This window comes from Haloechinothrix halophila YIM 93223, assembly GCF_000504245.1.
GTDB lineage: Bacteria > Actinomycetota > Actinomycetes > Mycobacteriales > Pseudonocardiaceae > Haloechinothrix_A > Haloechinothrix_A halophila.
Map to the genome: position 1 here is coordinate 4,588,240 of NZ_KI632509.1, position 23,371 is coordinate 4,611,610.

Consider the following 23,371-nt stretch of genomic DNA (forward strand, 5'->3'; position numbering starts at 1 on the left):
GCGGCGTCGTCGCTCATGCGGGTTCCTTCCCGAACAGCGAGCGAGCCTGTCCCGCCGTGACCACCGAGCCGGTGATCAGCACGCCGCCACCGGACAGTGGCTCTTCGACGTCACCGCCCTGCTCGACCTGTGCGACCGCTGTCTCGACCGCCTCGTCCAGCTGCGCCTCGACGTGCACCCGGTCCTCACCGAAGATCGAGCGCGCCAGCTCGGCCAGCTCGAACGGGTCCATCGAGCGCGGCGAGTTGTTGCGGGTGACGACGACATCGGTCACCACGGGCTCCAGCGCCTCGAGGATGCCGCGCGCGTCCTTGTCGGTCATGACCGCGACGACCGCGGCGAGTCTGCGGAACGCGAACTCGGCCTCGACGGTCTCGGCCAGTGCCCGTGCGCCAGCGGGGTTGTGCGCGGAGTCAAGCAGCACCGTCGGCGCGGAGCGCACGCGCTCAAGACGTCCCGGCATCTCGACATCGGCGAAGGCCTCCCGCACCGCCTCGATGACGAGCTGCTTGTCCTTGCCCGCGCCGAAGAACGCCTCGACCGTCGCCAGCGCGAGCGCGGCGTTGGCGGCCTGGTGGGCGCCGTGCAGTGGCAGAAAGATGTCGTCGTAGACGCCGCCGAGGCCCTGCAGCTTCAGCCGCTGCCCGCCGACTGCGACCTCGCGTTCCAGCACGCCGAACTCCTGGCCAGCGCGGGCGACCGCGGCGTCAACCTCGACGGTGCGTTCCAGGAGCACCCGCATGACGTCGGGCGGCTGTTCGGCGATGACCGCGACACTGCCCTGCTTGATGACCCCGGCCTTCTCGGCGGCGATCGACGCGATGTCGGAGCCGAGGTAGTCGGTGTGGTCGATGCTGACCGGGGCAATCGCGGCGACCTGTGCGTCGGCGACATTGGTGGCGTCCCAGCTGCCACCCATTCCGACCTCGAGGACGGCGGCTTCGACCGGGGCGTCGGCGAACGCGGCCAGCGCCATGCCGGTGAGCACCTCGAACTTGGTCATCCTCGGGCCATCGTCACCCGTGGCGCTGTCGACCATCCCGACGAACGGCGCGATGTCGCGGTACGTGTCGATGTAGGTCGACGCGGGGATCGGTGAGCCGTCGACAGCGATGCGCTCGGTCACCAGCTGCAAGTGCGGGCTGGTGTAGCGACCGGTCCGCAGGCCCATACGCGTCAGCAGCGCGTCGATCATCCGCGCGGTCGAGCCCTTGCCGTTGGTACCCGCGACGTGCAGCACCGGATACGTCGTATGCGGGTCGCCGACCAGGTGCAACAGCGTCGTGATCCGATCAAGCGACGGCGCGATCTTGGTCTCGCCCCAGCGCTGGTCCAGCTCGGCCTCGACCTCGCGCAGCTCAGCCAAGGCCTTCGCCTCGAGCACCGGATCCGGCTCGATCGGCTCGCCGGTGTCCGGCTTGGCCTCGTTCTCATCCTCGTCGTCCGGCAACGGACCGGCGACGGCGTTGTCACCCGTCGTGAGCTCGACGGGATAGTCCGGATCCCGCCCCTCGAACTCCAGCTCGCCCAGCTCGTCCAGCTCGGCTTCCTCGTCGTCTCGCGCCACGCACTCACTCCCAATTCACGCTACGCAGAGTCTACGAGCGAGGGTGACCGCGACGGCCCTCGGGCTGGGCGGGTGCCATGAAGGGCGTCTTACTGGCACGAGACACCAGCACGATGCCCTTCACAACACCTCACGGCAGTAACCCAGCGTGACGGGCGGCAGCCAGCGTCTCCACGCGGTTGCGCGCGCCGAGCTTGCGCATGGTGTTGCGCAGATGGGTCTTGACGGTGGTGGGAAGGATGCAGAGCCGTTCGGCGATCTCCGCGTTGGTGTAGCCCGCGGCGAGCTGGGTGATGACGTCGGATTCTCGCTGCGACAGGTGCACCACCGCCCGCGTCGTCGTGCCGACGGCGCCAGCGCTGCCGGTCACCCGCTGACTGAGCGCATGCAGCCGGTCGCGCAGCACGGCGTCCTGCGAGGCGGCGGCGATCGCGATGATCTCGGCGTTCAGCTCGGCCAGCTCGGACTGGCTCAGCGCGCCGCGTTCGGCTTCTGGCTGCTCATCGGCGACCCGTCGGAGCCTGCGCTGCACCTCGTCCTCGACCTCGATGTCGTGCGAGAGCTTCCGCGCGATCATGGTCGCCGTGGCGACGGTCCGGTCACCGAACGTCATCTCGCCGCGCGTGGCACCATAGATCATCGCCCTGGTCTCACCGCGCACGATGATCGGCAGCGCGATGGCGCTACGGACCCGGTCCGCGATGGCGGCGCGGTCGAACTGGTGGGTGATAGACGGTGAGGACACGTAGTCCTCGACCGATACCGGGCGACGGTGCTGCATGGCGACGCCACCCAGCCCGACCCCTGGCCGGATCACCACGCCGCGAAACAGTTCGCAGCGCAGGTTGTACAACTCACTGAGCACGAGCCTGCTCCCCGCCTGGGTGACAAGGCCACCCAGTCCCATCGACAGGCCGTCGAGCTGCGACAAATCGCGCAAGGTGCGACGCAGATGTCCAGCTATGGCATCTGTCGTAGTCACATCCGTCGTCATCGTCGACCTCCACGGCGTTAAGTGCCTGGATAATCCGACCTACCCATCAGTAGGTCAATGGGACTCACTCGTGTCGCGCTGTCAGAGCGCCAGCAGGCGTGCTACCAGGACCTCATCCGGTTCCGCACTCGCCTCATCCCTTTGGATGAGGCACTCGCCACAACAGGTGTTTTCCTGTGGCACAACGCACACGTTGAGCAATCAGTAACGAATCTATCGCAGAGCTTGGCGATGACCGTTCTGTGATCAATGCTCTCAGTGCGCTGTGATATCAGTCATACTACTGCGGAAGCGGAGGTTGAATGCTCGCCGTACGCAACCTCGAAGTCGTCTACAACGACGTCATTCTGGTTCTGCGGGGGGTTAGCCTCGACGTCGCCGATGGCAAGATCGTCGCACTGCTCGGGGCCAACGGAGCGGGTAAGACAACGTTGCTACGGGCGATCTCGGGACTTCTCGATGTGCACGACGGGGAGGTCACCAAGGGCTCGGTCACGCTCGACGGTGAACCCATCCATCGGCATAACCCCGCCAAGATCGTCCGGCTGGGCGTCAAGCAGGTGCTGGAAGGCAGACGGATCTTCGCCGAACTGAGTGTCGACGAAAACCTGCGGACAGGTGCCCACACCAACGCCAAGCACGTCCGGGAGAACCTGGACCGGGTCTACTCGCTGTTCCCCGTGCTCAAGGAACGACACAAAGGCACAGCCGGTTACCTGTCCGGAGGTGAGCAGCAGATGCTCGCCATGGGCAGGGCGCTGATGTCCAACCCCCGTTACCTGCTGCTCGACGAGCCGAGCCTGGGGCTCGCACCGTTGCTGGTGCAGCAGGTTCGAGACCTCATCGTCGAGATCAACAAACAGGGCACGACGGTGCTGCTCGTCGAACAGAACGCCACCATGGCGCTCTCGGTCGCCGAGCACGGCTACGTCATGGAGACCGGCAAGATCGTCATGGACCGGCCTGCCAAGGAACTACTCGACGACTCCGACATCCGCGAGTTCTACCTCGGCCTCGGCGCCGAGGGCACCGCTAAGTCGTTCCGCGACGTCAAGCACTACAAGCGCAGAAAGCGGTGGTTGTCATGACCGCGCAACTCGTCACGGAGCCAGCGACCACCCCAACCGCACCGATCCTGACCTTCACCGGCGTCACGCTGTCGTTCGCCGGCGTGACCGCCGTCAACGATGTCTCATTCGAGGTCGGCCAGCGGGAGCTGTTCGCCATCATCGGGCCGAACGGTGCGGGCAAGACGTCGATCTTCAACGTGCTGTCCGGGGTGTACCGGCCAGCGCGCGGGAAGGTGACGTTCAACGGCAGCGACATCATCGGCGCGAAACCGCACCGGATCGCCGAGCGGGGCATGGCGCGGACGTTCCAGAACATCGAGTTGTTCTCGAACCTGACCGTGCTGGACAACCTCATGCTCGGCCGCCACAACCACATCTCCTACGGCGCGATGTCGGCGTTCGCCTGGCTCGGCCGTGCTCGCAAGGCGGAGCTGCGGCACCGGGCCACCGTCGAGGACATCGTCGACTTCCTCGAACTGGAGCAGTGGCGGATGCTGCCGGTTGGGCTGCTGCCCTACGGCGTGCAAAAGCGCGTCGAGCTGGGCCGTGCCCTCGCGATGCAGCCCAAGCTGTTGCTGCTCGATGAGCCGGTGGCGGGCATGAACCAGGAGGAGACCGAGGACATGGCCCGGTTCATCCTCGACATCCGCGATGAGCTGGACATTCCGATGATCATGGTCGAGCACGACATGGGCCTCGTGATGGACCTTGCCGATCGGATCATGGCCGTCGACTTCGGCAAGCAGATCGCTACCGGAACACCAGCCGAGGTGCAGAACGACCCCGACGTCATCCACGCCTACCTCGGGGAGGACTCGTGACCAGGACGATCGTCACCAGGATCCGCGACCGGGCGAAGAACACACCGGGCACGGTCGCGATGCGGGAAAAGGACTTCGGCATCTGGCAGGAGGTGACCTGGGCGCAGTACTGGGACACCATCATCACCGCGGGACACGCGCTGATCGCGCTGGGCATCGAGCCGGGCGACCGCGTCGCGATTCACTCAGAGAACCGGCGCGAATGGCTGTACTCCGACATGGCGACGGTCGCGGTGCGCGCGATGACGGTAGGCCTCTACCCCACCAACCCGGCGCCCGAGGTCGCCTACCTGCTCTCGCACTCCGGCACCAAGATCCTCATCGCCGAGGACCAGGAGCAGGTCGACAAGGCGCTGGACGTACTCGACGAGCTGCCCGATCTCGAGCACATCGTCTACCTGGAGCCGCGTGGCATCCAGCGTCGCTACGACAACCCGAAGCTGCTGTTCTGGGAGGACTTCCTCGCCATCGGTGAGCGGCACCGGGCAGAGCACCCCGGTGCCGTCGAGGACCGCATGGCCGAGGCCACGTCTGAGGACATCTTGACGTTGATCTACACCTCGGGCACAACAGGACCGCCGAAGGGCGCGATGCTCACGGTGTCCAATGTGGAGTTCTGCGTCCATGAGCTGATCGAGGCGGGCGGGTTCACCTCTCCCCCGCCGAGCGAGAAGGACATCCTGCTGTCCTACCTGCCGCTGTGCCACGTCGCCGAGCGCATCTTCACCTCGTGGTTCAACGCGGCGTCCGGGGTGCAGGTGAACTTCGCGGAGTCGATCGCGACGGTGCAGGACAATCTCGCCGAGATCCAGCCGACCATCCTGTTCGGTGTGCCTCGCATCTGGGAGAAGGTGCTGGCAAGCGTGAACATCAAGCTGACATCGGCGTCGCTGCTGAAGCGGCTGTTCGCCCGGTTCTGGCTGAAGGTCGCGGACGGCATCGGCGACGCCATGGTGCGTAACGGCGGCAACCACACGCTGGGCACCCGATTGCGCTACGCACTCGGGTGGGTGTTCTTCTACCGCGCGCTGCGGGACCGGATCGGGATGCGCAAGGTGCGCTACGCCGCGTCCGGCGCGGCGCCGATCGCGCCCGAGGTGCTGAAGTTCTTCATGGGCATCGGGGTGCCGATGCACGAGGTGTACGGCATGACCGAGAACACCGCCATCGCCACCGGAAACATGCCGGGCAGAGTCAAGCTCGGCACCGTCGGCGAGCCGCACTCCGGCGTCGAGCTGCGCATCGACGAGACCACCGGCGAGATCCTGACCCGTCACCCCGGGGTGTTCGCTGGCTACTGGCGCAACCCCGACGCGACGGCGAAGAGCATCGACTCTGACGGGTGGCTGCACACCGGCGACGTCGGTGAGTGGGTCGACGGCACGCACATCAAGATCGTCGACCGGATGAAGGACATCATCATCACCGCGGGCGGCAAGAACATTTCGCCATCGGAGATCGAGAACGCGCTCAAGGCGTCCGAGTACATCAAGGAAGCGATCGTGCTCGGGGATCAACGCAACTACCTGACGGCGCTCATCGGCATCGAGATGGAGACCGTCGGCGACTGGGCGCAGCGCAACAAGATCCCCTACACCACCTACCGCGACCTGTCAGAACGCGAGGAGGTGATCGAGCTGGTGCAGGGCATCGTCGACCAGGTCAACAGGCGCTTCGCCCAGGTCGAGACCATCAAGAAGTTCCGAATGCTGCCCAAGGAGCTCGACCACGAGGACGGCGAGCTGACCGCGACGCAGAAGGTCAAGCGCGCCGCGATGGCCGAGCGGTTCAGCGACCTGGTCGAGTCGATGTACTCCGGCCAGAAAGCAGGTGCGGCATGAGGACTGCTTGCAGGTCCGAATCATCGGACCCGAGGACTGCTTGCAGGTCCGAATCATCGGACCCGAGGACTGCTTGCAGGTCCGAATCATCGGACCCGAGGACTGCTTGCAGGTCCGAATCATCGGACACCACGCTCGCCGACGCCATGGCACCGGCGCGGCTTGCCGCGCGGGGAGAGGAGGCGGCGTGAAGGAACTGCTCAGCAGCACGCTCGCCGGGCTGGGCCAGGGTTCGGTCTACGCCCTGCTCGCCCTCGGCTTCGTGATCATCTACAAGTCGATGCGGGTGATCAGCTTCGCGCAGCCGGCGCTGATGCTGGCAGGAGCGGTACTGGTCAGCTACCTGGTCGGTCCGTTCGGCTTCATCATCGCGGTGATCCTCGGTGTCGTCGGCATCGCGTTGCTCGGGCTCGGCCTCGAGCGCACCGTGATCCGGCCGATGGTCGGCAAACCGGTGTTCGTCGTCGCGATCATCACCCTCGGCATCGACATCGCGCTGCGCGTGGTGATCAACGGCTTCATCGGCACCGACGTCAGGCAGGTCGGCGACCCGTGGGGCTTCAGCCGAGTCTCACTGCTCGGGGTGACGGTGCAGGAGCGCTACATCGCGATGTTTCTGACCACCGCTGTGGTCATCACCGTGTTGTTCGCGTTCTTCAAGTACACGCGACTCGGGTTGGCGACACGGGCGGCGTCGTACGACCAGGAGACCGCCTTGGCACAGGGCATCTCGGTGAGCACGGTGTTCGCGATGGCGTGGGCCATCGCCGGTGGCCTCGCCGCTATCGCGGGCACCTTCGTGGCCACCGGCGTCGGCGTTGACCAGCAATTGTGGATCATCGCGCTGAAGGCGTTGCCCGCGATCATCCTCGGCGGTCTCGACTCGCTCGGCGGCGCGGTCGTCGGCGGGCTCACCATCGGCGTCGTCGAATCGCTCATCGCCACCTATCAGAGTGATTTCGCCCCCTGGCTCGGTGACAACTTCTCGGTTGTGTCGCCATATGTGGTGATGCTGCTGGTGCTGTTGGTTAAACCGTACGGACTCTTCGGCACCAAGGAGGTGGAGCGGGTATGACCACGCCGACATCCCAGCGTCCGCCCGGGCGCAAGCCCCGGCAGCTGTCCGGCAGGCCAGGGCTCTACACCTCCTACGCGCAGCACCTGCGGCTGCTCAACACCCGGCCGAAGCTCGTCGCGGTGGGAGCGATCGTGTTGCTCGCGCTCGCGATGCCGTGGCTGGTCCAGGACCGCACGCTGAGCCTGCTCGCGCTGGCCTGCGCCGCGTCGATCGGTGCGATCGGGCTCAACATCGTCACCGGCTACGCGGGGCAGGTCTCGCTCGGCCACGCGTTCTTCCTCGCTATCGGCGCTTACACGGCGGCGGCGCTGTCCGGCGACCCCGACGGCCGCACGATCGGCTTCGGCGTCACCAACGTGCTGGTGTGGCTGCTCGCCGCGGGCCTGGTCGCCGCGGTGTTCGGGGTGCTGGTCGCACCGCTGGCCACCCGGTTGCGCGGGCTCTATCTCGCGATCGTCACGCTCGGGCTCGTGTTCATCGGCGAGCACGTGTTCAAGGAGTGGCGGGACCTGACCGGCGGCGCTGGCGTCGGCAGGCCAGGACCGGTGCCGGAACTGTTCGGCGTCACGCTCAACAAGTCCGGCGACGTGCTCACATCGGATCAGAAGCTGTACCTGCTCATGCTGGTCTGTCTTGTGGTGCTCGGGATACTCGCCCGCAACCTGGCTCGGTCCAAGGTCGGCAGGGCGTTCGCCGCGATCCGCGACCGCGACATCGCGGCCTCGGTGATCGGCGTGAACCTGGCCCGGTACAAGATGATCGCGTTCGCGGTGTCGTCGTTCTACGCCGGCTGCGCGGGTGCGCTGCTCTACACCATCACCGGATTCATCGAGCCGACCTCGTTCAACCTGCTGCTGTCGGTGCAGTACATCGCGATGGTGCTGATCGGCGGAGTCGCCACGATCTCCGGTTCGATCATGGGCGCCTTCTTCATCACGCTGCTGCCCGCGCTGACCAGGGAGCTGCCGACCGTGGCGCCGTTCATCTCAAGCGACGCCAGCGCGCCGCTGAACGTGTTCCAGGTCGAGACGGTGCTCTACGGCCTGCTGATCATCGGGTTCCTGATCTTCGAACCACGCGGCTTGTACGGGATCTGGACCCGCATCCGTAACTACTGGAAGGCCTGGCCCTTCTCCTACTGACCCGGCCCTACCGATCGCCCTACGAAAGGATCGAATCATGGCCAACTGGAAACACAGGCGGACCGCTTTCGCCGCGGCTCTGTTCGCCGTCGCACTCGTCGCGACCGCGTGTCGCGGGGGCGGCGACACCGGCGGTGGCGGTGGTGATGGGGAGGTCGCCACCGGCACCGGTGTGACCGCGGAAGCCTGTCCGGACACGCCGAACCAGGACAACGGCTGCATCTACCTGGGCATCATCTCCGACCTGACGTCCGGTCCGTTCGCCGCGCTCGCGGTGCCGATCACCGACGCGCAGAAGGCGTTCTGGGAGCGGGTCAACGAGCAGGGCGGCATCCAGGCCGGTGACCAGGCCTTCGACGTCGATGTCACCAGCTACATCAAGGACAACAAGTACAACCCCGAGGTCCACCGGCAGGTCTACCAGGAGATCGAGAGCGAGGTGCTCGGGCTGGCCCAGACCCTCGGCTCACCAACCACCGCCGCGATCATCAACGACCTTGAGGCGAACAACGTCGTGTCGGCCCCCGCGTCGTGGACGTCGGCATGGGACTTCAAGGACGTCATCCTGGAGTCCGGCACCAACTACTGCTTCGAGTCGATGAACTCGGTCGACTACGCGGTCGATGAGTTCGGCGCGGAGTCGGTCATGGCGGTGCACTACGCCGGTGACTACGGCGAGGACGCCGCCGGCGGCGCCGAGGTCGCCGCCGAGGCCCAGGGCCTCGACTTCACCGCCATCGAAACCGGCCAGGGCCCGGAGAACCAGGCTGGCGCGATCAACGCGATCACCAAGCAGAAGCCTGACCTGGTGATCGTGACGACGGGGCCGACTGACGCCGCCGCCGTCGTCGGTCAGTCCGCTGCCAAGGGTTTCAAGGGCAAGTTCATCGGGACAAGCCCGACGTGGAACCCTGCCCTGCTCGAGAGCCCTGCCGCTGACGCGTTCAAGGCGCTGTACCTGCAGTCCGGTCCGTGGGCACCGTTTGGCGCCGACACCCCCGGCCACCAGGCCATGCGGGACGCGCTCGGCGACGTCGACCCGAGTGATGGCTACACCGCTGGCTGGGCCTGGTCCTACCCGATGAAGGCCGCACTGGAGACCGCCGCCGAGAACGGCGACCTGACCCGTGAGGGCCTTGTCGAGGCGGTGAAGTCGCTGACCACGGTCGACTACGAGGGCATGCTGCCCGAGGAAGCAGGCAACTTCGCCGACGAGCCGAACGACGCGGTCTTCCGGCAGAGCGTGATCAGCGAGGTCGACGAGGACGCCCCGACCGGCGTGTCCGTGACGAAGGACCTGTACACGGGTCCGAGCGCCGAGGGCTACGAGTTCTCGGAGCCCTGCTTCTGATGAACTCGAAGTTCTGAGTGGGGGACACGGCCGCCTCCCCGCCCCGGTCGTGTCCCCCACTCCAGACGCCGTGTCCTGCACTCACGACGTTGTGTTCCGCACACGGTAGGGTCACGTACGACAAAGGGCGTCTTACTCGCATCTCGTGCGAGTAAGACGCCCTTTGTCGCGCTGTAATGGCTACGCGCTCGGCAGCGACGCCAGCCGCGCCGAGATCCGTTCGATGTCGGACTCCGCCGCCTGCTTGCGGCCGCGGATCTTCTCGACGACATCCGCTGGCGCCTTCTCGACGAACGACGGGTTCGCCAGCTTCTTCTCCGTCTGCTCCAGCTCCTTACGGGCTGCGGCGAGATCCTTATCGAGCCGCTTGCGTTCGGCGGCGACATCGATCGCGCCGGACAGGTCCAGCTCGACGTGTGCGGTGCCGGTGGCAAGGCCGACCTCGAACGACGCGCTGCCGGAGAAGTCGTCGCCCGGTTCGGTCAGCTTCGCCAGCGTCCGCACCGACGACTCATGCCCGGCGATGCCATCGAAGCCAGCACCAGACAGCCGTGCCGCGACCTTCTGCCCCGGCTTGAGCCCCTGGTCAGAGCGGAACCGGCGGATCTCGGTGACCAGCTTCTGCACGTCCGCGATCCGCGCGGCAGCGCCAGTGTCCCGCTCCCCGCCGGTGGCACCCGGCCAGTCCGCGACCACCAGCGACTCTCCCCCGGTCAGCGACGTCCACAGCTTCTCGGTGACGAACGGCAGCACCGGGTGCAGCAGCCGCAGCACTGTGTCGAGCACGTGGCCAAGCACCGCCCGGGTGGAGTCGGCACGCTCGCCGCCCTCGGCGAGCTGCACCTTGGCCAGCTCCAGGTACCAGTCGCAGAACTCGTCCCAGGTGAAGTGGTACAGCGCATCGCACAACTTGGCGAACTGGAAGCCATCGAACAGCGTGTCCACATCGGACACCAGCTGGTCGGTGAGATCGAGTATCCAGCGGTCGGCGTCGGTCAGCGACTCCCGCGCTGGCAGCTCTGCCGCCGTCGTCGCGCCGTTCATCAGCGCGAACCGGCTTGCGTTGAACAGCTTGGTGCAGAAGTTACGCGACCCAGCGGCCCATTCCTCCGCGATCGCCATGTCGCTGCCAGGGTTGGCGCCGCGCGCCAGCGTGAACCGGGTGGCGTCGGCGCCGAAGCGGTCCAGCCAGTCAAGCGGGTCGATGACGTTGCCGCGCGACTTGGACATCTTCTTGCCGGTGGCGTCGCGGATGAGGCCGTGCAGGAAGACGTCTCGGAAAGGCACTGCACGGTTGGGACCTTGATCCGCCATCGCGTACAGCCCGAACATCATCATCCTGGCGACCCAGAAGAACAAGATGTCGTAGCCGGTGACGAGCACGCTCGTCGGGTAGAACGCGCGCAGGTCGGCGGTGTCGTCCGGCCAGCCGAGCGTGGAGAACGGCCACAGTCCCGACGAGAACCAGGTGTCGAGGACGTCGCCGTCCTGCGTCCAGCCCTCGCCGGACGGCGGCTCCTCGTCGGGGCCGACACAGACCTTCTCGCCGTTCGGGCCGTACCAGACCGGGATCCGGTGGCCCCACCACAGCTGGCGCGAGATGCACCAGTCGTGCATGTCGTCGACCCAGTCGAAGTAGCGCTTGGCCAGTTCCGGCGGGTGGATCGTGGTACGGCCGTCGCGCACCGCGTCGCCAGCGGCCTTCGCCAGTGGCGCCACCCGCACCCACCACTGCAACGACAGCCGGGGCTCGACCACGGTGTCGCAGCGGGAGCAGTGCCCGACCGAGTGCACATACGGGCGCTTCTCCGCGACGATGCGGCCCTGCTCACGCAGCGCGGCGATCACGGCGGGGCGCGCCTCGAAGCGGTCAAGCCCCTCGAAGGAACCGTGCGCGGTGACCACGCCGGTCTCGTCCATGATCGTCAGCATCGGCAGGTCGTGGCGCTTGCCGATCTCGAAGTCGTTCGGGTCGTGGGCTGGCGTCACCTTGACCGCGCCGGAGCCGAACTCCGGGTCGACGTGCTCATCGGCGACGATCGGGATCCTGCGGCCGGTCAGCGGCAGCTGCACCTCGGTGCCGATCAGGTGTGTGTAGCGCTCGTCGTCCGGGTGCACCGCGACGGCGGTGTCGCCGAGCATCGTCTCCGCACGCGTGGTCGCGACGACGATCGCGTCCTCCCCGTCGCCGTAGCGGATGGAGACCAGCTCACCATCGACCTCGTCGTGCTCCACCTCGATGTCGGACAGCGCGGTGTGGCAGCGCGGGCACCAGTTGATGATGCGCTCGGCCTGGTAGATCAGCCCGTCGTCGTAGAGCCGCTTGAAGATCGTCTGGACCGCGCGGGAAAGCCGGGAGTCCATGGTGAAGCGCTCACGGCTCCAGTCGACACCGTCGCCAAGGCGACGCATCTGGCCGAGGATCTTGCCGCCGTACTCTTCCTTCCACTCCCAGACGCGCTCGACGAACTTCTCGCGCCCGAGATCGTGGCGAGAGACACCCTGATCGGACAGCTCGCGCTCAACGACGTTCTGAGTCGCGATGCCCGCGTGGTCCATGCCGGGCAGCCACAGTGCCTCGTAGCCCTGCATCCTGCGGCGGCGAGTCAGCGCGTCCATCAGCGAGTGGTCGAGGGCGTGCCCCATGTGCATCGCGCCGGTGACGTTCGGCGGCGGCAGCACGATGGTGTACGTCGGTTTGCCGCTGTCCGGGTCGGCCGCGAAGTAGCCCGCGTCTACCCAGCGCTGGTACAGCTCGGCCTCGTGATCGGCCGGGTTCCAGGCGGAGGGCAGGTCTGTGCTGGGGTTATTCGCGTTCTCGGTCACAGTCGGTAAGTCTACGAACCGGCTAATCGGCGCAGCACAAGGCCCCGTGTCACTCCTCCCCTCACCCGATAAGGTGCACCGGGAAGAAAAGGGGGAACCATGAATGAACCGGACATAGACCGCCGTCTGTATTCGAGGTGGAACGCCTCCGGCTTGCGTGCGCGATGGCAGGCACGCCGCACGCATGCCAAGCTCCGGCGGAAGTGGGCCACCCCGGAGGTGCGCCGCCGTCGGCGCTACCGCACCATCGTGCGCCTCGCTGCTGTAATCACCGCCCCCATCGCGGCCGTCGCGCTCGTGACGTACTGGGACGACGTCCGTGTCATGGCGGGACTCACCGACCAGTCGACGTCCACCGAGGTACCGCGCACCTCACCAACGACGACTGTGTCGACCCATGTGCCAAGCAGCGTGCTCGACTTGGACCAACCGTTCGTCGGTACACCCGCCGCGTCCTGGGAAGACGGCATCGACGGCATCTCGGTCCCGAAGCCCAAGCCGGTCGGAGACTTCACCACGAAGCAGGTCGCACGCGCGCTCAGACAGGTCAAGCGCACCATCTCCGCGTCGCTACTCGATCGCAAGGTGATCGAGGACCACCGCATCCGGCGGTACCTGGCCACCCTGGCCCCTGGCGTGCGCCGTGACCTACGTGACCGTCTCGACGACCCGGCGATGGCGGCGAACTACATGGTGCTGATCCACGAGGACTACCCGCTGCTACCGGCATCACCCAAGCTCAGTGGCACGTTGCGCATGCGAGCGGGCAAGCCGGGTGAACTGATCATCACGGCAAAACTCGCCGCGGCCTACGCCTTCGACACCGATCACCCGGACCGGCTGCTCCGGGCGCTCGACATCGTCGCGGTACGGCGATCGGTGACGACCTACAAGGTCTACACCGGTCCGCGTTGGCAGGAGGCCGGGCATGGCGTGCACGTCCGACGCACCAAATACTTCATCTACTCGATGTCCTGCGATGCGGCCAAGAACGGTTACCTCGCTCCGCAGTACAGCGACCGGGGCTGGAACCGCGACAAGTTGGAGCACTCCGACGAGCACTACTTCGACCCGGCCAAACCAATTGACACCAGAACAAACTGCGACCTGTAGCTAATCACTTCCGCAGCAGTTCAGCGAGCACGGCGGCGTGCGAGTGGTCGACGTCCTTGGTCGCGGTGAGCAGGGTGAGGTCTTTCCCTGCGTGCTCCGTGAGACGCCGCAGCGCCCCCGCCCGCTCGCCGTGCTCCAGCTCGGCGAGGTAACGCTCCCGGAACTCCGAGAACCGCTCCGACTGGTGGCCGAACCAGCTCCGCAGCTCTTTTGACGGCGCGACGTCGCGGAGCCATTCGGTGTAGTCCAGCGCGTCTTTGCGAATACCGCGTGGCCACATACCGTCGATCAGCACCCGAGCGCCGTCGTCGGCACCCGCTTCGTCGTAAACGCGGCGTACCTGGACGCTCATCAATCAGCTCGTCCCCGTGATCACTGTCGGCACAATCACCGCGGCCGCCACTGCCGCGGTCAGCTCCTCGACGGCCTTCTTGGTGGCCGCCGACGCCCAGTCGCCCTCGGCGATCTGCTCCGCACGCTGCTTGGCGTCCTTGCGTTCGTGCTTCTCGACCACCTCTCCCACAGCGTCGACCGCCGAGAGCAGCGCGATCAGCGGCGCGGTGCGCTCGTCCGGCTCCGCGCCGCTGACGAGGACCGTGCGCAGTCGCTCCCGCAGCGCGAGCTCGTGGCTGGAATCCTCCGCGGGCCAGCGGGTCGTCGGGAAGATACCGAGGACCTTGCCCTTCTCCTCCCGTAGGATGCCGCGTTCGGCGAGGGTGGCGAGTAGCCGGTCAGCCAGGCCCGAGCTGAGGCCAGAGACCGCGTCCTTCGGTTTCTTGCCCTCGTACTTGGCGACCTTGCCGAGCCAGTCGTCGAGGACGGCCTGCCCTGTCGGCGCGTCGTCGACGACGGTCAGCCTCCCCTTTTCGGTGACATCGAGCCTGCCGAGATCGGCCAGGTCGATCAGCACCGCACCCGCCAGCGCGTAGTCGAGGTTCCCCACCCCGGACTTGCGCCCCGTATCGTCGTCATAGGACAGCAGCAAAAGATCCTCTGCGAGCAGCATGATCCCAGGCTAGGCCGATGCCAGGACGCTCGCAGACGGTTCGTGGAAAACGGAGGAATCGCCCAGGTGGGTCGCATCACCGTACGCACGCCCGTGTTGACCCTGCGCGCGGATGGCACCACACGCAGACAGGACACGCTGGCCGCCGAGGAGCCCTTGGAGTTACGCGTCGACGGCAAGGCGCTGACTGTCACCATGCGCACGCCGGGCAGCGACGTCGAACTGGCGCACGGCTTCCTGCTGACCGAAGGCGTGATCGGCGCGCGCGAGGACGTCTCGACGGCGCGGTATTGCGACGGCGTGGACGATCAGGGCCGCAACACCTACAACGTGCTGAACGTGACGCTCGCGCCCGGCGTCGCGCCACCGGACGTCGGGGTGGAACGCAATTTCTACACGACATCGTCCTGCGGCGTGTGCGGGAAGGCAGCGCTGGACGCGGTGCGACTGGCGTCGCGGTTCGACGTCGGGACGGAGTTCGCGGTGACACCCGAGGTGCTCGGCGGCCTACCGGACGCGCTGCGGGCGCGGCAGCGGGTGTTCCAGGCGACCGGCGGACTGCACGCCGCGGCGCTGTTCGACGCCGACGGGGAGCTGCTGGTGGTGCGTGAGGACGTCGGCAGGCACAACGCGGTCGACAAGGCAATCGGCTGGGCGGTGATGTCCGAACGGGTACCGCTGCACGACGCTGGGCTGCTGGTGTCAGGGCGGGCGTCGTTCGAGCTCGTGCAAAAGGCCGCGATGGCGGGCATCCCCATGCTGGCGGCGATCTCCGCGCCATCCTCGCTCGCGGTGGAACTGGCGGCGGAGCGGGACATGAGCCTGGTCGGTTTCCTGCGTGGCCGCGAGATGAACGTCTACACCGGGGAGAAGCGGGTGTCGTTGCCGTAGGTGTTGGGCATACGGCAAGACCGCCCGTTCGGTGGGTTCCCGCCACGTGGGCACTGTTGGCGGTGCGCGTGATCGACTTCTGAACGTACCGTGGCAGACGAGGAGCTGCCATGGGCGAATCTCGGATCAACAGGCGCACGATGCTCACGGCGGGCGCGACCGGGCTCGCGCTCACCGGCACTGGGCTGACCTCGCTGCTGCGTCCGTCCGGCGGTGGCGGCGCGTCTCCTGCCAGCTACCTGAGCCTGCGCCGCGTCGAGCGGGTGCACTCGCGGGCGCGTGGCCGCGACCTCGATCTGGTCACCATGCTGCCGCGTGACGACGTTCCCGATGCGCTACCGGTGTGTGTGGTGCTGCACGGGCTGGGTGGCGACGCCGTCGGTACTCACAAGTACGGCTTCGGTGCCCAACTGGTGAGCAAGGCGGCGCTGGGAACGATTCCACCGTTCGCGCTGGTCGCCGTCGACGGCGGGGACAACTACTGGAACCAGGTGCGTGCGGGCGACGATCCGATGGCGATGTTGCTCACCGAGCTACCGGTGTGGCTGCGGGAGCGCGACCTCGGCGACCGGCCATTCGCGTGCGTCGGGGTGTCGATGGGTGGCTTCGGCGCGTTGCACTACGCACGTATGCGCGCGGAGCGGCGGGAGCCGCTGCGTGCGACGGCGGCGGTGTCACCCGCGTTGATCACGTCCTGGGAAGTGATGCGCACCCGGCGAATCTTTCCGTCGCGCGAAGCATGGGCGGCACTGGACCCGCTGCATCACCCGGACGCGGTGGGCGACACCGCGCTCGGCGTGTGGTGCGGCGCCGACGACCCGTTCGTCACCGGCACCCGGCGGTTCATCGGGATGACCCAGCCAGCCGTAGCCCACATTGGTCCTGGTCGGCATACGACGGACTTCGTGAAGGGAGTCGCCGACGACGTCGTGCGATTCCTCGGAGCGCACGTGCCCTAGGCGGACTTCTCGCTGCGCTCGGTTTGGGCCCTGCGACGGGAGGGACGGCGGGACACGATCGTCGGGTTGACGTTCTCCCGTACGGTCTGCTCGGTGATGACCACCTTGGCGACATCCTCGCGGCTGGGGATGTCGTACATGACCTGCTGCAGAACCTCTTCCATGATCGCCCGCAGACCGCGGGCGCCGGTGCCACGCAGCACCGACTGGTCCGCGATCGCCTCCAGCGCCGTCTTGGTGAATTCCAGCTCGACGCCGTCCAGCTCGAACAGCTTCTTGTACTGTTTGACCAGTGCGTTGCGCGGCTCGGTAAGAATCTTGACCAGCGAGTGCTTGTCGAGGTTGGTCACGCTAGCCACGACCGGCAGCCTGCCGATGAACTCCGGGATCAGGCCAAACTTGATCAGGTCCTCCGGCATGGTTCCGCCGAAGATGTCGCTTTCCTCGATCTCGGTCCGCGTACGGATCTCCGCGCCGAAGCCGAGGCCGCGCTTGCCGATGCGCTCGTTGATGATCTTCTCAAGGCCCGCGAACGCGCCAGCGACGATGAACAGCACGTTCGTGGTGTCGATCTGGATGAACTCCTGGTGCGGGTGTTTGCGGCCACCCTGCGGCGGCACCGAAGCCGTCGTCCCTTCCAGGATCTTCAGCAGCGCCTGCTGCACGCCCTCGCCAGATACATCCCGAGTTATGGACGGGTTCTCACTCTTGCGCGCTATCTTGTCGACCTCGTCGATATAGATGATGCCGGTCTCGGCGCGCTTGACGTCGTAGTCGGCGGCCTGGATGAGCTTGAGCAGTATGTTCTCGACGTCCTCACCGACGTAGCCCGCCTCGGTGAGCGCGGTGGCGTCCGCGATGGCGAACGGCACGTTGAGCAACTTGGCGAGCGTCTGCGCGAGGTAGGTCTTACCGCACCCCGTCGGGCCGAGCATCAAGATGTTCGACTTGGCGATGTCGACCGGCTCGTCCTTGGACTCCTTGGTGCCACCACCCTTGGCGTCGGACTGGATGCGCTTGTAGTGGTTGTAGACCGCGACGGCGAGGGACCGCTTGGCGTCATCCTGTCCGATGACGTACTGCTCGAGAAAGTCGTGGATCTCGGCGGGCTTGGGAAGTTCATCAAGCTTGACGTCGCCGGCCTCGGCGAGTTCTTCCTCGATGATCTCATTGCAGAGGTCGATGCATTCGTCACAGATGTACACGCCGGGCCCGGCGATGAGCTTTTTCACCTGTTTCTGACTCTTGCCACAGAAAGAGCACTTCAACAGGTCTCCGCCGTCACCGATTCGCGCCATGGCCGTTGACCTCTGTCCCCTCCGGCGCACCGTCGCTGGTACGCCTGATGCGTGCGTGCTGGTGGGCTTCGCAAGGTGTCCTGCTACTGACGGTACCCGCCAGCTCTGCCCTTGGGGAGGACCAATTGCTGTCAGGACCGCGGTAGCCGACCTTAGTCCCCATCACGGGGTAACGCCCGCAATCGACACGCCCCGTAATGGAGCCGGTATGTTTCGCGGTCGGCGAAGCTCGGCTCCGGGAACACATGCCGGCAGGCAACCACCCGTCTGGGGGTTGACCTGCCAGCATGCGCACGTGACGACTAGCTGGCCGAGCCCTTGCGGTACGGCAGCACCTCGTCGATGATTCCGTAATCCAGCGCCTGCTCGGCGGTCAGAATCTTGTCGCGCTCGATGTCCTTGCGCACCTCTTCCGCCGCGCGGCCGGTGTGCTTGGACAGCGTCTGCTCCATCTGGGTACGCACCCGCTGGATCTCGTTGGCCTGGATCTCAAGATCTGAGACCTGACCGTATGCGCCCTCCATCGCGGGCTGGTGGATCAGCACCCGCGAGTTCGGCAGCGCAAACCGCTTGCCCTTGGTGCCAGCGGCCAGCAGCACGGCCGCCGCCGAGGCCGCCTGGCCGAGGCAGTAGGTCTGCACGTCGGGCCGCACGAACTGCATCGTGTCGTAGATCGCCATCAGCGAGGTGAACGAGCCACCCGGCGAGTTGATGTAGATGACGATGTCGCGGTCCGGGTCCTCGTGCTCGAGGTGCAGCAGCTGCGCCATGACGTCGTTGGCCGACGCGTCGTCGACCTGGACGCCGAGGAAGATGACCCGTTCCTCGTACAGCTTGTTGTACGGGTTGGATTCCTTTATCCCGTAGCTGGTGCGCTCGACGTAGCTCGGCAGCACGTACCGCGACTGCGGCAGCTGCCCAGGGTTGGCGCCCGACACCGGTGAGGGGGAACTGTGCTGGCTCATGAGGGTCTCCTGTATCAGCTCGCCGAGTTGATGTTCGCGAGGTGCTCGCGGGTCAGGACGTGGTCGACGAAGCCGTACTCCTTGGCCTCGGACGCGGTGAACCAGCGGTCCCTGTCACCGTCGGCGATGATCTGCTCCACCGTCTGCCCGGTCTGGTCCGACGTGATCTTGGCGAGCTCCTGCTTCCACTTGCCGAACACCTCGGCCTGGATCGCGATATCGGACGCGGTACCGGTGACACCGGCCGACGGCTGGTGCATCAGGATGCGCGCGTGCGGCAACGAGTAGCGCTTGCCTGGGGTGCCTGAGGACAGCAGGAACTGCCCCATCGAGGCGGCCAGGCCCATCGCGTACGTGGCCACGTCGGGCTCGATGAGCTGCATCGTGTCGTAGATGGCGAAGCCCGCGGTGACCGAGCCACCCGGCGAGTTGATGTAGAACCGGATGTCGGCCTGTGAGTCCTCCGCGGCCAGCAACAGCAGCTGCGCGGTGATCCGGTTCGCGATATCGTCGTTGACCTCGGAGCCGAGCACGACGATCCGTTCCTGGAGCAGTCGCTCGTACACCGAGTCGGTCAGGTTCAGCCCGGCGGTCGTCGTCCGCATATCGGGCGTTGGGTGCTGCGTCACGTCTGCCTGCCTTCTCTCCACAGTGTCTCCGTGACCGGGCACCGGTCCGAAGATCCACTGTGGACTTACGTTGTGAAGTACCTGCGATCTTGCAACCGACACTAACGAATGTGACGGCCTCGTCATGCCCGTTTGGCGCCGCGTTCGCTCAGAGCGTCACCGATTGGTGGAAGACTCCGCTTCCTCGTCAGCCTTCTCGTCCGACTCGGCGACCTCATCGGTGACGTCCGTGGCCTCGGCCTCGACCGTGTCCGGCTGCTCGTCACCGCCCTCGTCACCGAAGAACTCGCTGAGGTCGACTTCGTTGCCGCTCGCGTCGGTGACGGTGACCTTCCGCACGATCGTGGCCAGCGCCTTGCCCCGGCGGACGTCGGCGAAGATCGCGCCGAGCTGGCCGGACTGCTGCGCCCGCTGCACGTACTCGTCAGGGCTGACACCGAACCGCTGCGCCTGGTAGATGATCCGCTCGGTCAGCTCCGAGTCATCCACCTGGACGTTCTGGTCCTCGGCGATGGCGTCCAGCAGCAGCTGGGTGCGCACCGACTTCTCCGCCTCGGCGCGGGTCTCCTCTTCGAACTGCTCCAGGGTCTTGCCCTCGGCCTCAAGCGACCGGGCAAGCGCGTCCTCGTCGTGGTCGAGCTCGTGCAGCGCGTCGTGCTTGCGGTTGTCGACCTCGGCCTGGACGACGGCCTCCGGCAGCGGGATCTCGGTGGACTCGATCAACGAGTCGAGCACCTTGTCCCTGGCCTGCACGCCCTGCTGCATGCGCTTGACGCGGGTGAGCCGCTCGCGCAGGTCATTGCGCAGCTCGTCGATGGTGTCGAACTCGCTGGCCATCTGCGCGAACTCGTCATCGGCCTCCGGCAGCTCCCGCTGCTTGATGGACTGCACGGTGACGTTGACCTCGGCGTCGGTGCCCGTGTACTTGCCCGCGAGCAGCTTCGTGGTGAACGTCTTGGTCTCGCCCTCGGACGCGCCGATCAGCGCATCGTCGATGCCGTCGACGAGCTGGCCCGAGCCGATCTCGTAGGACAGCCCAGACGTGCTGGCATCCTCGACCTCCTCGCCGTCGACTGTCGCCGAAAGGTCGATGGAGACGAAGTCGCCGTTCTGCGCGGGACGGTCGACGCCGGTGAGGGTGCCGAACCGGGCGCGGAGTTCGTCGAGCTGCTCGTCCACCTCTTCCTCGGTCAACTCGATGTCATCGACGCTGACCTCGAGGCCCTCGACGTCCGGCATGTCGATCTCCGGCCGGATGTCCACCTCAGCGGTGAACTCGAGCACGTCCTTGTCCTCGAGCTTGGTCACCTCGAAGTCGGGCTGGCCCAGCGTACGGACCTCACCCGACTGCACGGCTTCCATGTACTTCGCGGGAATGGCCTCGTTGACGACCTCGTCGAGCACCGGGGCACGACCGATCCGGCTTTCCAGGACGCGAGCAGGCGCCTTACCAGGACGGAAACCCGGGATGCGGACCTGCTGAGCGATCTTGCGGTAGGCGCGGTCGAAGTTGGGCTTCAGCTCGTCGAACGGCACCTCGACATTGATCTTCACGCGCGTCGGGCTCAGCTGCTCGACGGTGCTCTTCAACGTATGCTCCTCAAGCTTGAAAACTAAAAGTGGCTGCCCCACGGAAATCTGCGGGCGAAACCTGAGTCTATGACAGTGTGCACCCAGCTACCGGACGGGGTTGACTGACACGGTATAGGCGCTCCATGGGGTGGCGGCGTCACTGCCCTTCGTTACGTTCCGCGACGAACTCCCCGGCGCGGGCCAGCGTCGCGGCGGCCGGAACCGCGATGAACGCGCCGAAGACTCCCAGCAGCGCACCACCGAGCGTGATCGCGACGATCACGACGAACGCGGGCAGCCGCACCAACCGTCCGGAGATCAGCGGTTCGAGCACGTTGCCCTCGAGAGCCTGCACACCGACGACGATCGCGGCGGCGATCAGCGCGACGCCGAGGCCGGCATCGGCGAACGCCACCAGCACCGCGACCAGCCCGGAGACCAGCGCGCCGATGTAGGGGAAGAAACCACCGAAGAAGATGAGCAGCGCGAGCGGCACCGCGACCGGTACCCCCAAGATGGCGAGCCCGGCCCCGATCAGCACCGCGTCGAGAACGGCGATGAAGAACAGCGCCCGGAAGTACGCACCAAGCGTCCACCAGATCCGCGTGGCGAGCTCGAGGGCGGACGCGCGTCGGGCGGGTGGCAGCACCCGCAGCGCGCCGCGTGCCAGCCACTCCCCCTGGTACAGGAAGAAGAACAGCGCGACCAGGAGGAACACCACCCCGGCGAGGGCGACGACGACGTTGCGGGTGATGCCAAGCGCGCTACCGAGTCCGTCACCCTCGGTGAACACCCGCAACAGCCGCTCGCCAACCGCCTGCCAGCTCGTGTCGGACGGTATGCCAGGAACGTCCTTGAGTAGCGAACGTAGCTCGTCGAGCGAGCGGGTCAACGAGTTGATGAGCGAAGGCAACTCGGCGAGGAACAGCGGCACCGCCACCGCGAAGAGGCCGCCGATGACGGCGAGCACGCCGATCTCGGCGATCACCGCGGCGAGCCATCGCGGCACCTTGCGGGCGTGCAGCCACGCGACGGCGGGGGTGAGTGCCGCTGCGGGGAACAGCGCGAGCAGGAGCGGCACGGTGAGCAACGCGACCGAGGACAGGGCGTAGTAGGCACCAGCGGCGACCACCACGATGCCGATCACAGCCCAGGCCGTCTGACCTGCGCGCAGGAACCGGTCCCGGTCAACCACGACGATCTCGCCTGCCCGGCATCGACGCCATGTGCTTAGTGTGCCAGCTACCGCAGGGGGTCAGCGTCAACATCGACCACGGCGGTGTGATGGGCGGGTGGCTGGGGTCACCGGGAACCGGTGCGAGAAAGCGTTAGGCGTACCCGCTAAGCTGTCGTAGCGCCGGTTGGCAACGACCGGGTGCGGGCGTAGCTCAATGGTAGAGCCCCAGTCTTCCAAACTGGTGGTGCGGGTTCGATTCCCGTCGCCCGCTCTATACCAGACACGGGGTGTGGCGCAGCTTGGTAGCGCATCCGCTTTGGGAGCGGAGGGTCGCAGGTTCAAATCCTGTCACCCCGACATTGTGGCCCTGGTGCGCATCGCACTACATCGCGCTGCGAAACCGGATGCGGCGCTCGCTACTCGATTCGTAGACTCCGGTCGTGTCCGAGATCGAGATCGCGCCGGACGACCCGCGCGCCGCGGATGTTCGCGCGCTGCTGACGCAGCACCTGGAGTTCGCGAACGAGCACAGCCCACCCGAAGACGTCCACGCGTTGGACATCGAGGGATTGTTGGATCTGGTTATCACATTCTTCAGCTGCCGATCCGGCGGGCAACTGCTGGCCGTGGGTGCACTGAAGCAACTTGACGATCGGCACGCCGAGGTGAAGTCCATGCACACCACACGCGACACCCGTGGCCGCGGGATCGGGCGGCGCATGGTCGAGCACCTCATCGACGTCGCGCGCGAGCGTGGGTTCGAGCGAATCAGCTTGGAGACGGGATCGATGGCCGCCTTCGCTCCGGCACGCGCGCTCTACGCCAGCGTTGGGTTCGAGCCATGCGAGCCGTTCGGCAACTACAGTGCGAGTCCGAACAGTGTTTACATGACGCTCACGCTGGAGCCCGCGCGATCCCCGCAGGTGTGAGTCGATCAACCTACCGCGCGATGTTGCGCGACAATGTCCGCCTCGTCCGGTTGAGCGAACTACGCCGCGCGGGTGATTGACCCGGCGCAGACGTACCGCCGTCCGGACAGCGACACTTACCAAGAAGACCGAAAGTAAGTCG

General features: G+C 66.4%; 20 protein-coding genes and 2 tRNA genes. 12 read left to right on the plus strand and 10 right to left on the minus strand.

Features of this window, described 5'->3' with window-relative positions; genetic code table 11:
* Positions 1-13: 13 nt before the first annotated feature.
* Positions 14-1,567: a bifunctional tetrahydrofolate synthase/dihydrofolate synthase gene (folC, locus tag AMYHA_RS20885; RefSeq protein ID WP_084037407.1), complete on the minus strand. Its 1,554-nt coding sequence runs from the start codon at positions 1,565-1,567 to the stop codon at positions 14-16.
* A gap of 130 nt (positions 1,568-1,697) precedes the next feature.
* The gene (locus AMYHA_RS20890) at positions 1,698-2,561 is read right to left on the minus strand and encodes a LuxR C-terminal-related transcriptional regulator (protein WP_034273770.1); all 864 of its coding nucleotides are present in this window, start codon (positions 2,559-2,561) and stop codon (positions 1,698-1,700) included.
* Between the two features lie 302 nt (positions 2,562-2,863).
* Between AMYHA_RS20890 and AMYHA_RS20895 the strand changes: the two genes are divergently transcribed.
* From AMYHA_RS20895 to AMYHA_RS20920, 6 genes are all read left to right on the plus strand, one after another.
* Positions 2,864-3,649, plus strand: a complete 786-nt coding sequence (locus AMYHA_RS20895) for an ABC transporter ATP-binding protein (protein ID WP_034273773.1) — start codon at positions 2,864-2,866, stop codon at positions 3,647-3,649.
* Positions 3,646-4,452 (plus strand): ABC transporter ATP-binding protein, encoded by an 807-nt coding sequence (locus tag AMYHA_RS20900; RefSeq protein ID WP_051400141.1) that lies wholly within the window; start codon positions 3,646-3,648, stop codon positions 4,450-4,452. The genes AMYHA_RS20895 and AMYHA_RS20900 overlap by 4 nt, the downstream gene beginning before the upstream one ends.
* Positions 4,449-6,293: an AMP-dependent synthetase/ligase gene (locus tag AMYHA_RS20905; protein ID WP_034273776.1), complete on the plus strand. Its 1,845-nt coding sequence runs from the start codon at positions 4,449-4,451 to the stop codon at positions 6,291-6,293. Before AMYHA_RS20900 ends, AMYHA_RS20905 begins: the two co-directional genes overlap by 4 nt.
* 187 nt (positions 6,294-6,480) lie before the next feature.
* The gene (locus tag AMYHA_RS20910; RefSeq protein WP_034273779.1) at positions 6,481-7,368 is read left to right on the plus strand and encodes a branched-chain amino acid ABC transporter permease; all 888 of its coding nucleotides are present in this window, start codon (positions 6,481-6,483) and stop codon (positions 7,366-7,368) included.
* Complete coding sequence (locus tag AMYHA_RS20915; RefSeq protein ID WP_196776942.1) at positions 7,365-8,513, plus strand: branched-chain amino acid ABC transporter permease; 1,149 nt, start codon at positions 7,365-7,367, stop codon at positions 8,511-8,513. Before AMYHA_RS20910 ends, AMYHA_RS20915 begins: the two co-directional genes overlap by 4 nt.
* 37 nt (positions 8,514-8,550) lie before the next feature.
* Positions 8,551-9,864, plus strand: coding sequence for an ABC transporter substrate-binding protein (locus AMYHA_RS20920; RefSeq protein ID WP_051400142.1), 1,314 nt, complete (start codon positions 8,551-8,553; stop codon positions 9,862-9,864).
* A 180-nt stretch (positions 9,865-10,044) separates the two neighbouring features.
* On the opposite strand, the gene AMYHA_RS20925 is transcribed toward AMYHA_RS20920, so the two are convergent.
* Positions 10,045-12,690, minus strand: a complete 2,646-nt coding sequence (locus AMYHA_RS20925; protein WP_034273782.1) for a valine--tRNA ligase — start codon at positions 12,688-12,690, stop codon at positions 10,045-10,047.
* A 99-nt stretch (positions 12,691-12,789) separates the two neighbouring features.
* Between AMYHA_RS20925 and AMYHA_RS20930 the strand changes: the two genes are divergently transcribed.
* Positions 12,790-13,803: a hypothetical protein gene (locus AMYHA_RS20930; RefSeq protein ID WP_157362286.1), complete on the plus strand. Its 1,014-nt coding sequence runs from the start codon at positions 12,790-12,792 to the stop codon at positions 13,801-13,803.
* 4 nt (positions 13,804-13,807) lie between these two features.
* Here the strand turns inward: AMYHA_RS20930 and AMYHA_RS20935 are convergent, their stop codons facing one another.
* Together AMYHA_RS20935 and AMYHA_RS20940 are read right to left on the minus strand one after the other, a co-directional pair.
* Entirely contained in the window at positions 13,808-14,155 is a 348-nt protein-coding gene (locus AMYHA_RS20935) for a DUF488 domain-containing protein (protein ID WP_034273786.1), read from the minus strand.
* A gap of 3 nt (positions 14,156-14,158) precedes the next feature.
* Complete coding sequence (locus AMYHA_RS20940; protein WP_051400143.1) at positions 14,159-14,809, minus strand: GOLPH3/VPS74 family protein; 651 nt, start codon at positions 14,807-14,809, stop codon at positions 14,159-14,161.
* A gap of 66 nt (positions 14,810-14,875) precedes the next feature.
* Here AMYHA_RS20940 and fdhD point away from each other — a divergent pair, with 66 nt between their 5' ends.
* Both fdhD and AMYHA_RS20950 read left to right on the plus strand, forming a co-directional pair.
* Positions 14,876-15,700, plus strand: a complete 825-nt coding sequence (fdhD, locus tag AMYHA_RS20945; RefSeq protein WP_034273791.1) for a formate dehydrogenase accessory sulfurtransferase FdhD — start codon at positions 14,876-14,878, stop codon at positions 15,698-15,700.
* Between the two features lie 110 nt (positions 15,701-15,810).
* Entirely contained in the window at positions 15,811-16,659 is an 849-nt protein-coding gene (locus AMYHA_RS20950) for an alpha/beta hydrolase (RefSeq protein WP_034273793.1), read from the plus strand.
* Here AMYHA_RS20950 and clpX read toward each other — a convergent pair.
* From clpX to AMYHA_RS20975, 5 genes are all read right to left on the minus strand, one after another.
* Positions 16,656-17,957 (minus strand): ATP-dependent Clp protease ATP-binding subunit ClpX, encoded by a 1,302-nt coding sequence (gene clpX / locus AMYHA_RS20955; RefSeq protein WP_034273795.1) that lies wholly within the window; start codon positions 17,955-17,957, stop codon positions 16,656-16,658. The two genes, AMYHA_RS20950 and clpX, sit on opposite strands and share 4 nt — an antisense overlap.
* A gap of 302 nt (positions 17,958-18,259) precedes the next feature.
* Positions 18,260-18,922: an ATP-dependent Clp protease proteolytic subunit gene (locus AMYHA_RS20960; protein WP_051400144.1), complete on the minus strand. Its 663-nt coding sequence runs from the start codon at positions 18,920-18,922 to the stop codon at positions 18,260-18,262.
* A gap of 14 nt (positions 18,923-18,936) precedes the next feature.
* Positions 18,937-19,551 carry a ClpP family protease gene (locus tag AMYHA_RS20965; RefSeq protein ID WP_084037408.1) on the minus strand — a complete coding sequence of 205 codons (615 nt, stop codon included), beginning with the start codon at positions 19,549-19,551 and terminating at the stop codon, positions 18,937-18,939.
* A gap of 156 nt (positions 19,552-19,707) precedes the next feature.
* Positions 19,708-21,141 carry a trigger factor gene (gene tig, locus AMYHA_RS20970; protein ID WP_034273804.1) on the minus strand — a complete coding sequence of 478 codons (1,434 nt, stop codon included), beginning with the start codon at positions 21,139-21,141 and terminating at the stop codon, positions 19,708-19,710.
* 139 nt (positions 21,142-21,280) lie between these two features.
* Positions 21,281-22,318 (minus strand): AI-2E family transporter, encoded by a 1,038-nt coding sequence (locus AMYHA_RS20975; RefSeq protein ID WP_051400145.1) that lies wholly within the window; start codon positions 22,316-22,318, stop codon positions 21,281-21,283.
* A gap of 182 nt (positions 22,319-22,500) precedes the next feature.
* On the opposite strand from AMYHA_RS20975, the gene AMYHA_RS20980 reads away from it, so the two are divergent.
* The 3 genes from AMYHA_RS20980 to AMYHA_RS20990 all read left to right on the plus strand — a co-directional run bounded on the left by AMYHA_RS20980 (position 22,501) and on the right by AMYHA_RS20990 (position 23,229).
* Positions 22,501-22,571: transfer RNA gene (locus AMYHA_RS20980), tRNA-Gly, on the plus strand.
* 12 nt (positions 22,572-22,583) lie between these two features.
* Positions 22,584-22,657: transfer RNA gene (locus AMYHA_RS20985), tRNA-Pro, on the plus strand.
* Between the two features lie 83 nt (positions 22,658-22,740).
* Positions 22,741-23,229, plus strand: a complete 489-nt coding sequence (locus tag AMYHA_RS20990; protein ID WP_051400146.1) for a GNAT family N-acetyltransferase — start codon at positions 22,741-22,743, stop codon at positions 23,227-23,229.
* Positions 23,230-23,371: the final 142 nt, after the last annotated feature.

Coding starts and splice junctions, on each gene's coding strand:
- AMYHA_RS20890 (WP_034273770.1), bottom strand. CDS start 2,561: ATGACGACGGATGTGACTACGACAGATGCCATAGCTGGACATCTGCGT.
- AMYHA_RS20895 (WP_034273773.1), top strand. CDS start 2,864: ATGCTCGCCGTACGCAACCTCGAAGTCGTCTACAACGACGTCATTCTG.
- AMYHA_RS20900 (WP_051400141.1), top strand. CDS start 3,646: ATGACCGCGCAACTCGTCACGGAGCCAGCGACCACCCCAACCGCACCG.
- AMYHA_RS20915 (WP_196776942.1), top strand. CDS start 7,365: ATGACCACGCCGACATCCCAGCGTCCGCCCGGGCGCAAGCCCCGGCAG.
- AMYHA_RS20920 (WP_051400142.1), top strand. CDS start 8,551: ATGGCCAACTGGAAACACAGGCGGACCGCTTTCGCCGCGGCTCTGTTC.
- AMYHA_RS20930 (WP_157362286.1), top strand. CDS start 12,790: ATGAATGAACCGGACATAGACCGCCGTCTGTATTCGAGGTGGAACGCC.
- AMYHA_RS20935 (WP_034273786.1), bottom strand. CDS start 14,155: ATGAGCGTCCAGGTACGCCGCGTTTACGACGAAGCGGGTGCCGACGAC.
- AMYHA_RS20940 (WP_051400143.1), bottom strand. CDS start 14,809: ATGCTGCTCGCAGAGGATCTTTTGCTGCTGTCCTATGACGACGATACG.
- AMYHA_RS20950 (WP_034273793.1), top strand. CDS start 15,811: ATGGGCGAATCTCGGATCAACAGGCGCACGATGCTCACGGCGGGCGCG.
- clpX (WP_034273795.1), bottom strand. CDS start 17,957: ATGGCGCGAATCGGTGACGGCGGAGACCTGTTGAAGTGCTCTTTCTGT.
- AMYHA_RS20960 (WP_051400144.1), bottom strand. CDS start 18,922: ATGAGCCAGCACAGTTCCCCCTCACCGGTGTCGGGCGCCAACCCTGGG.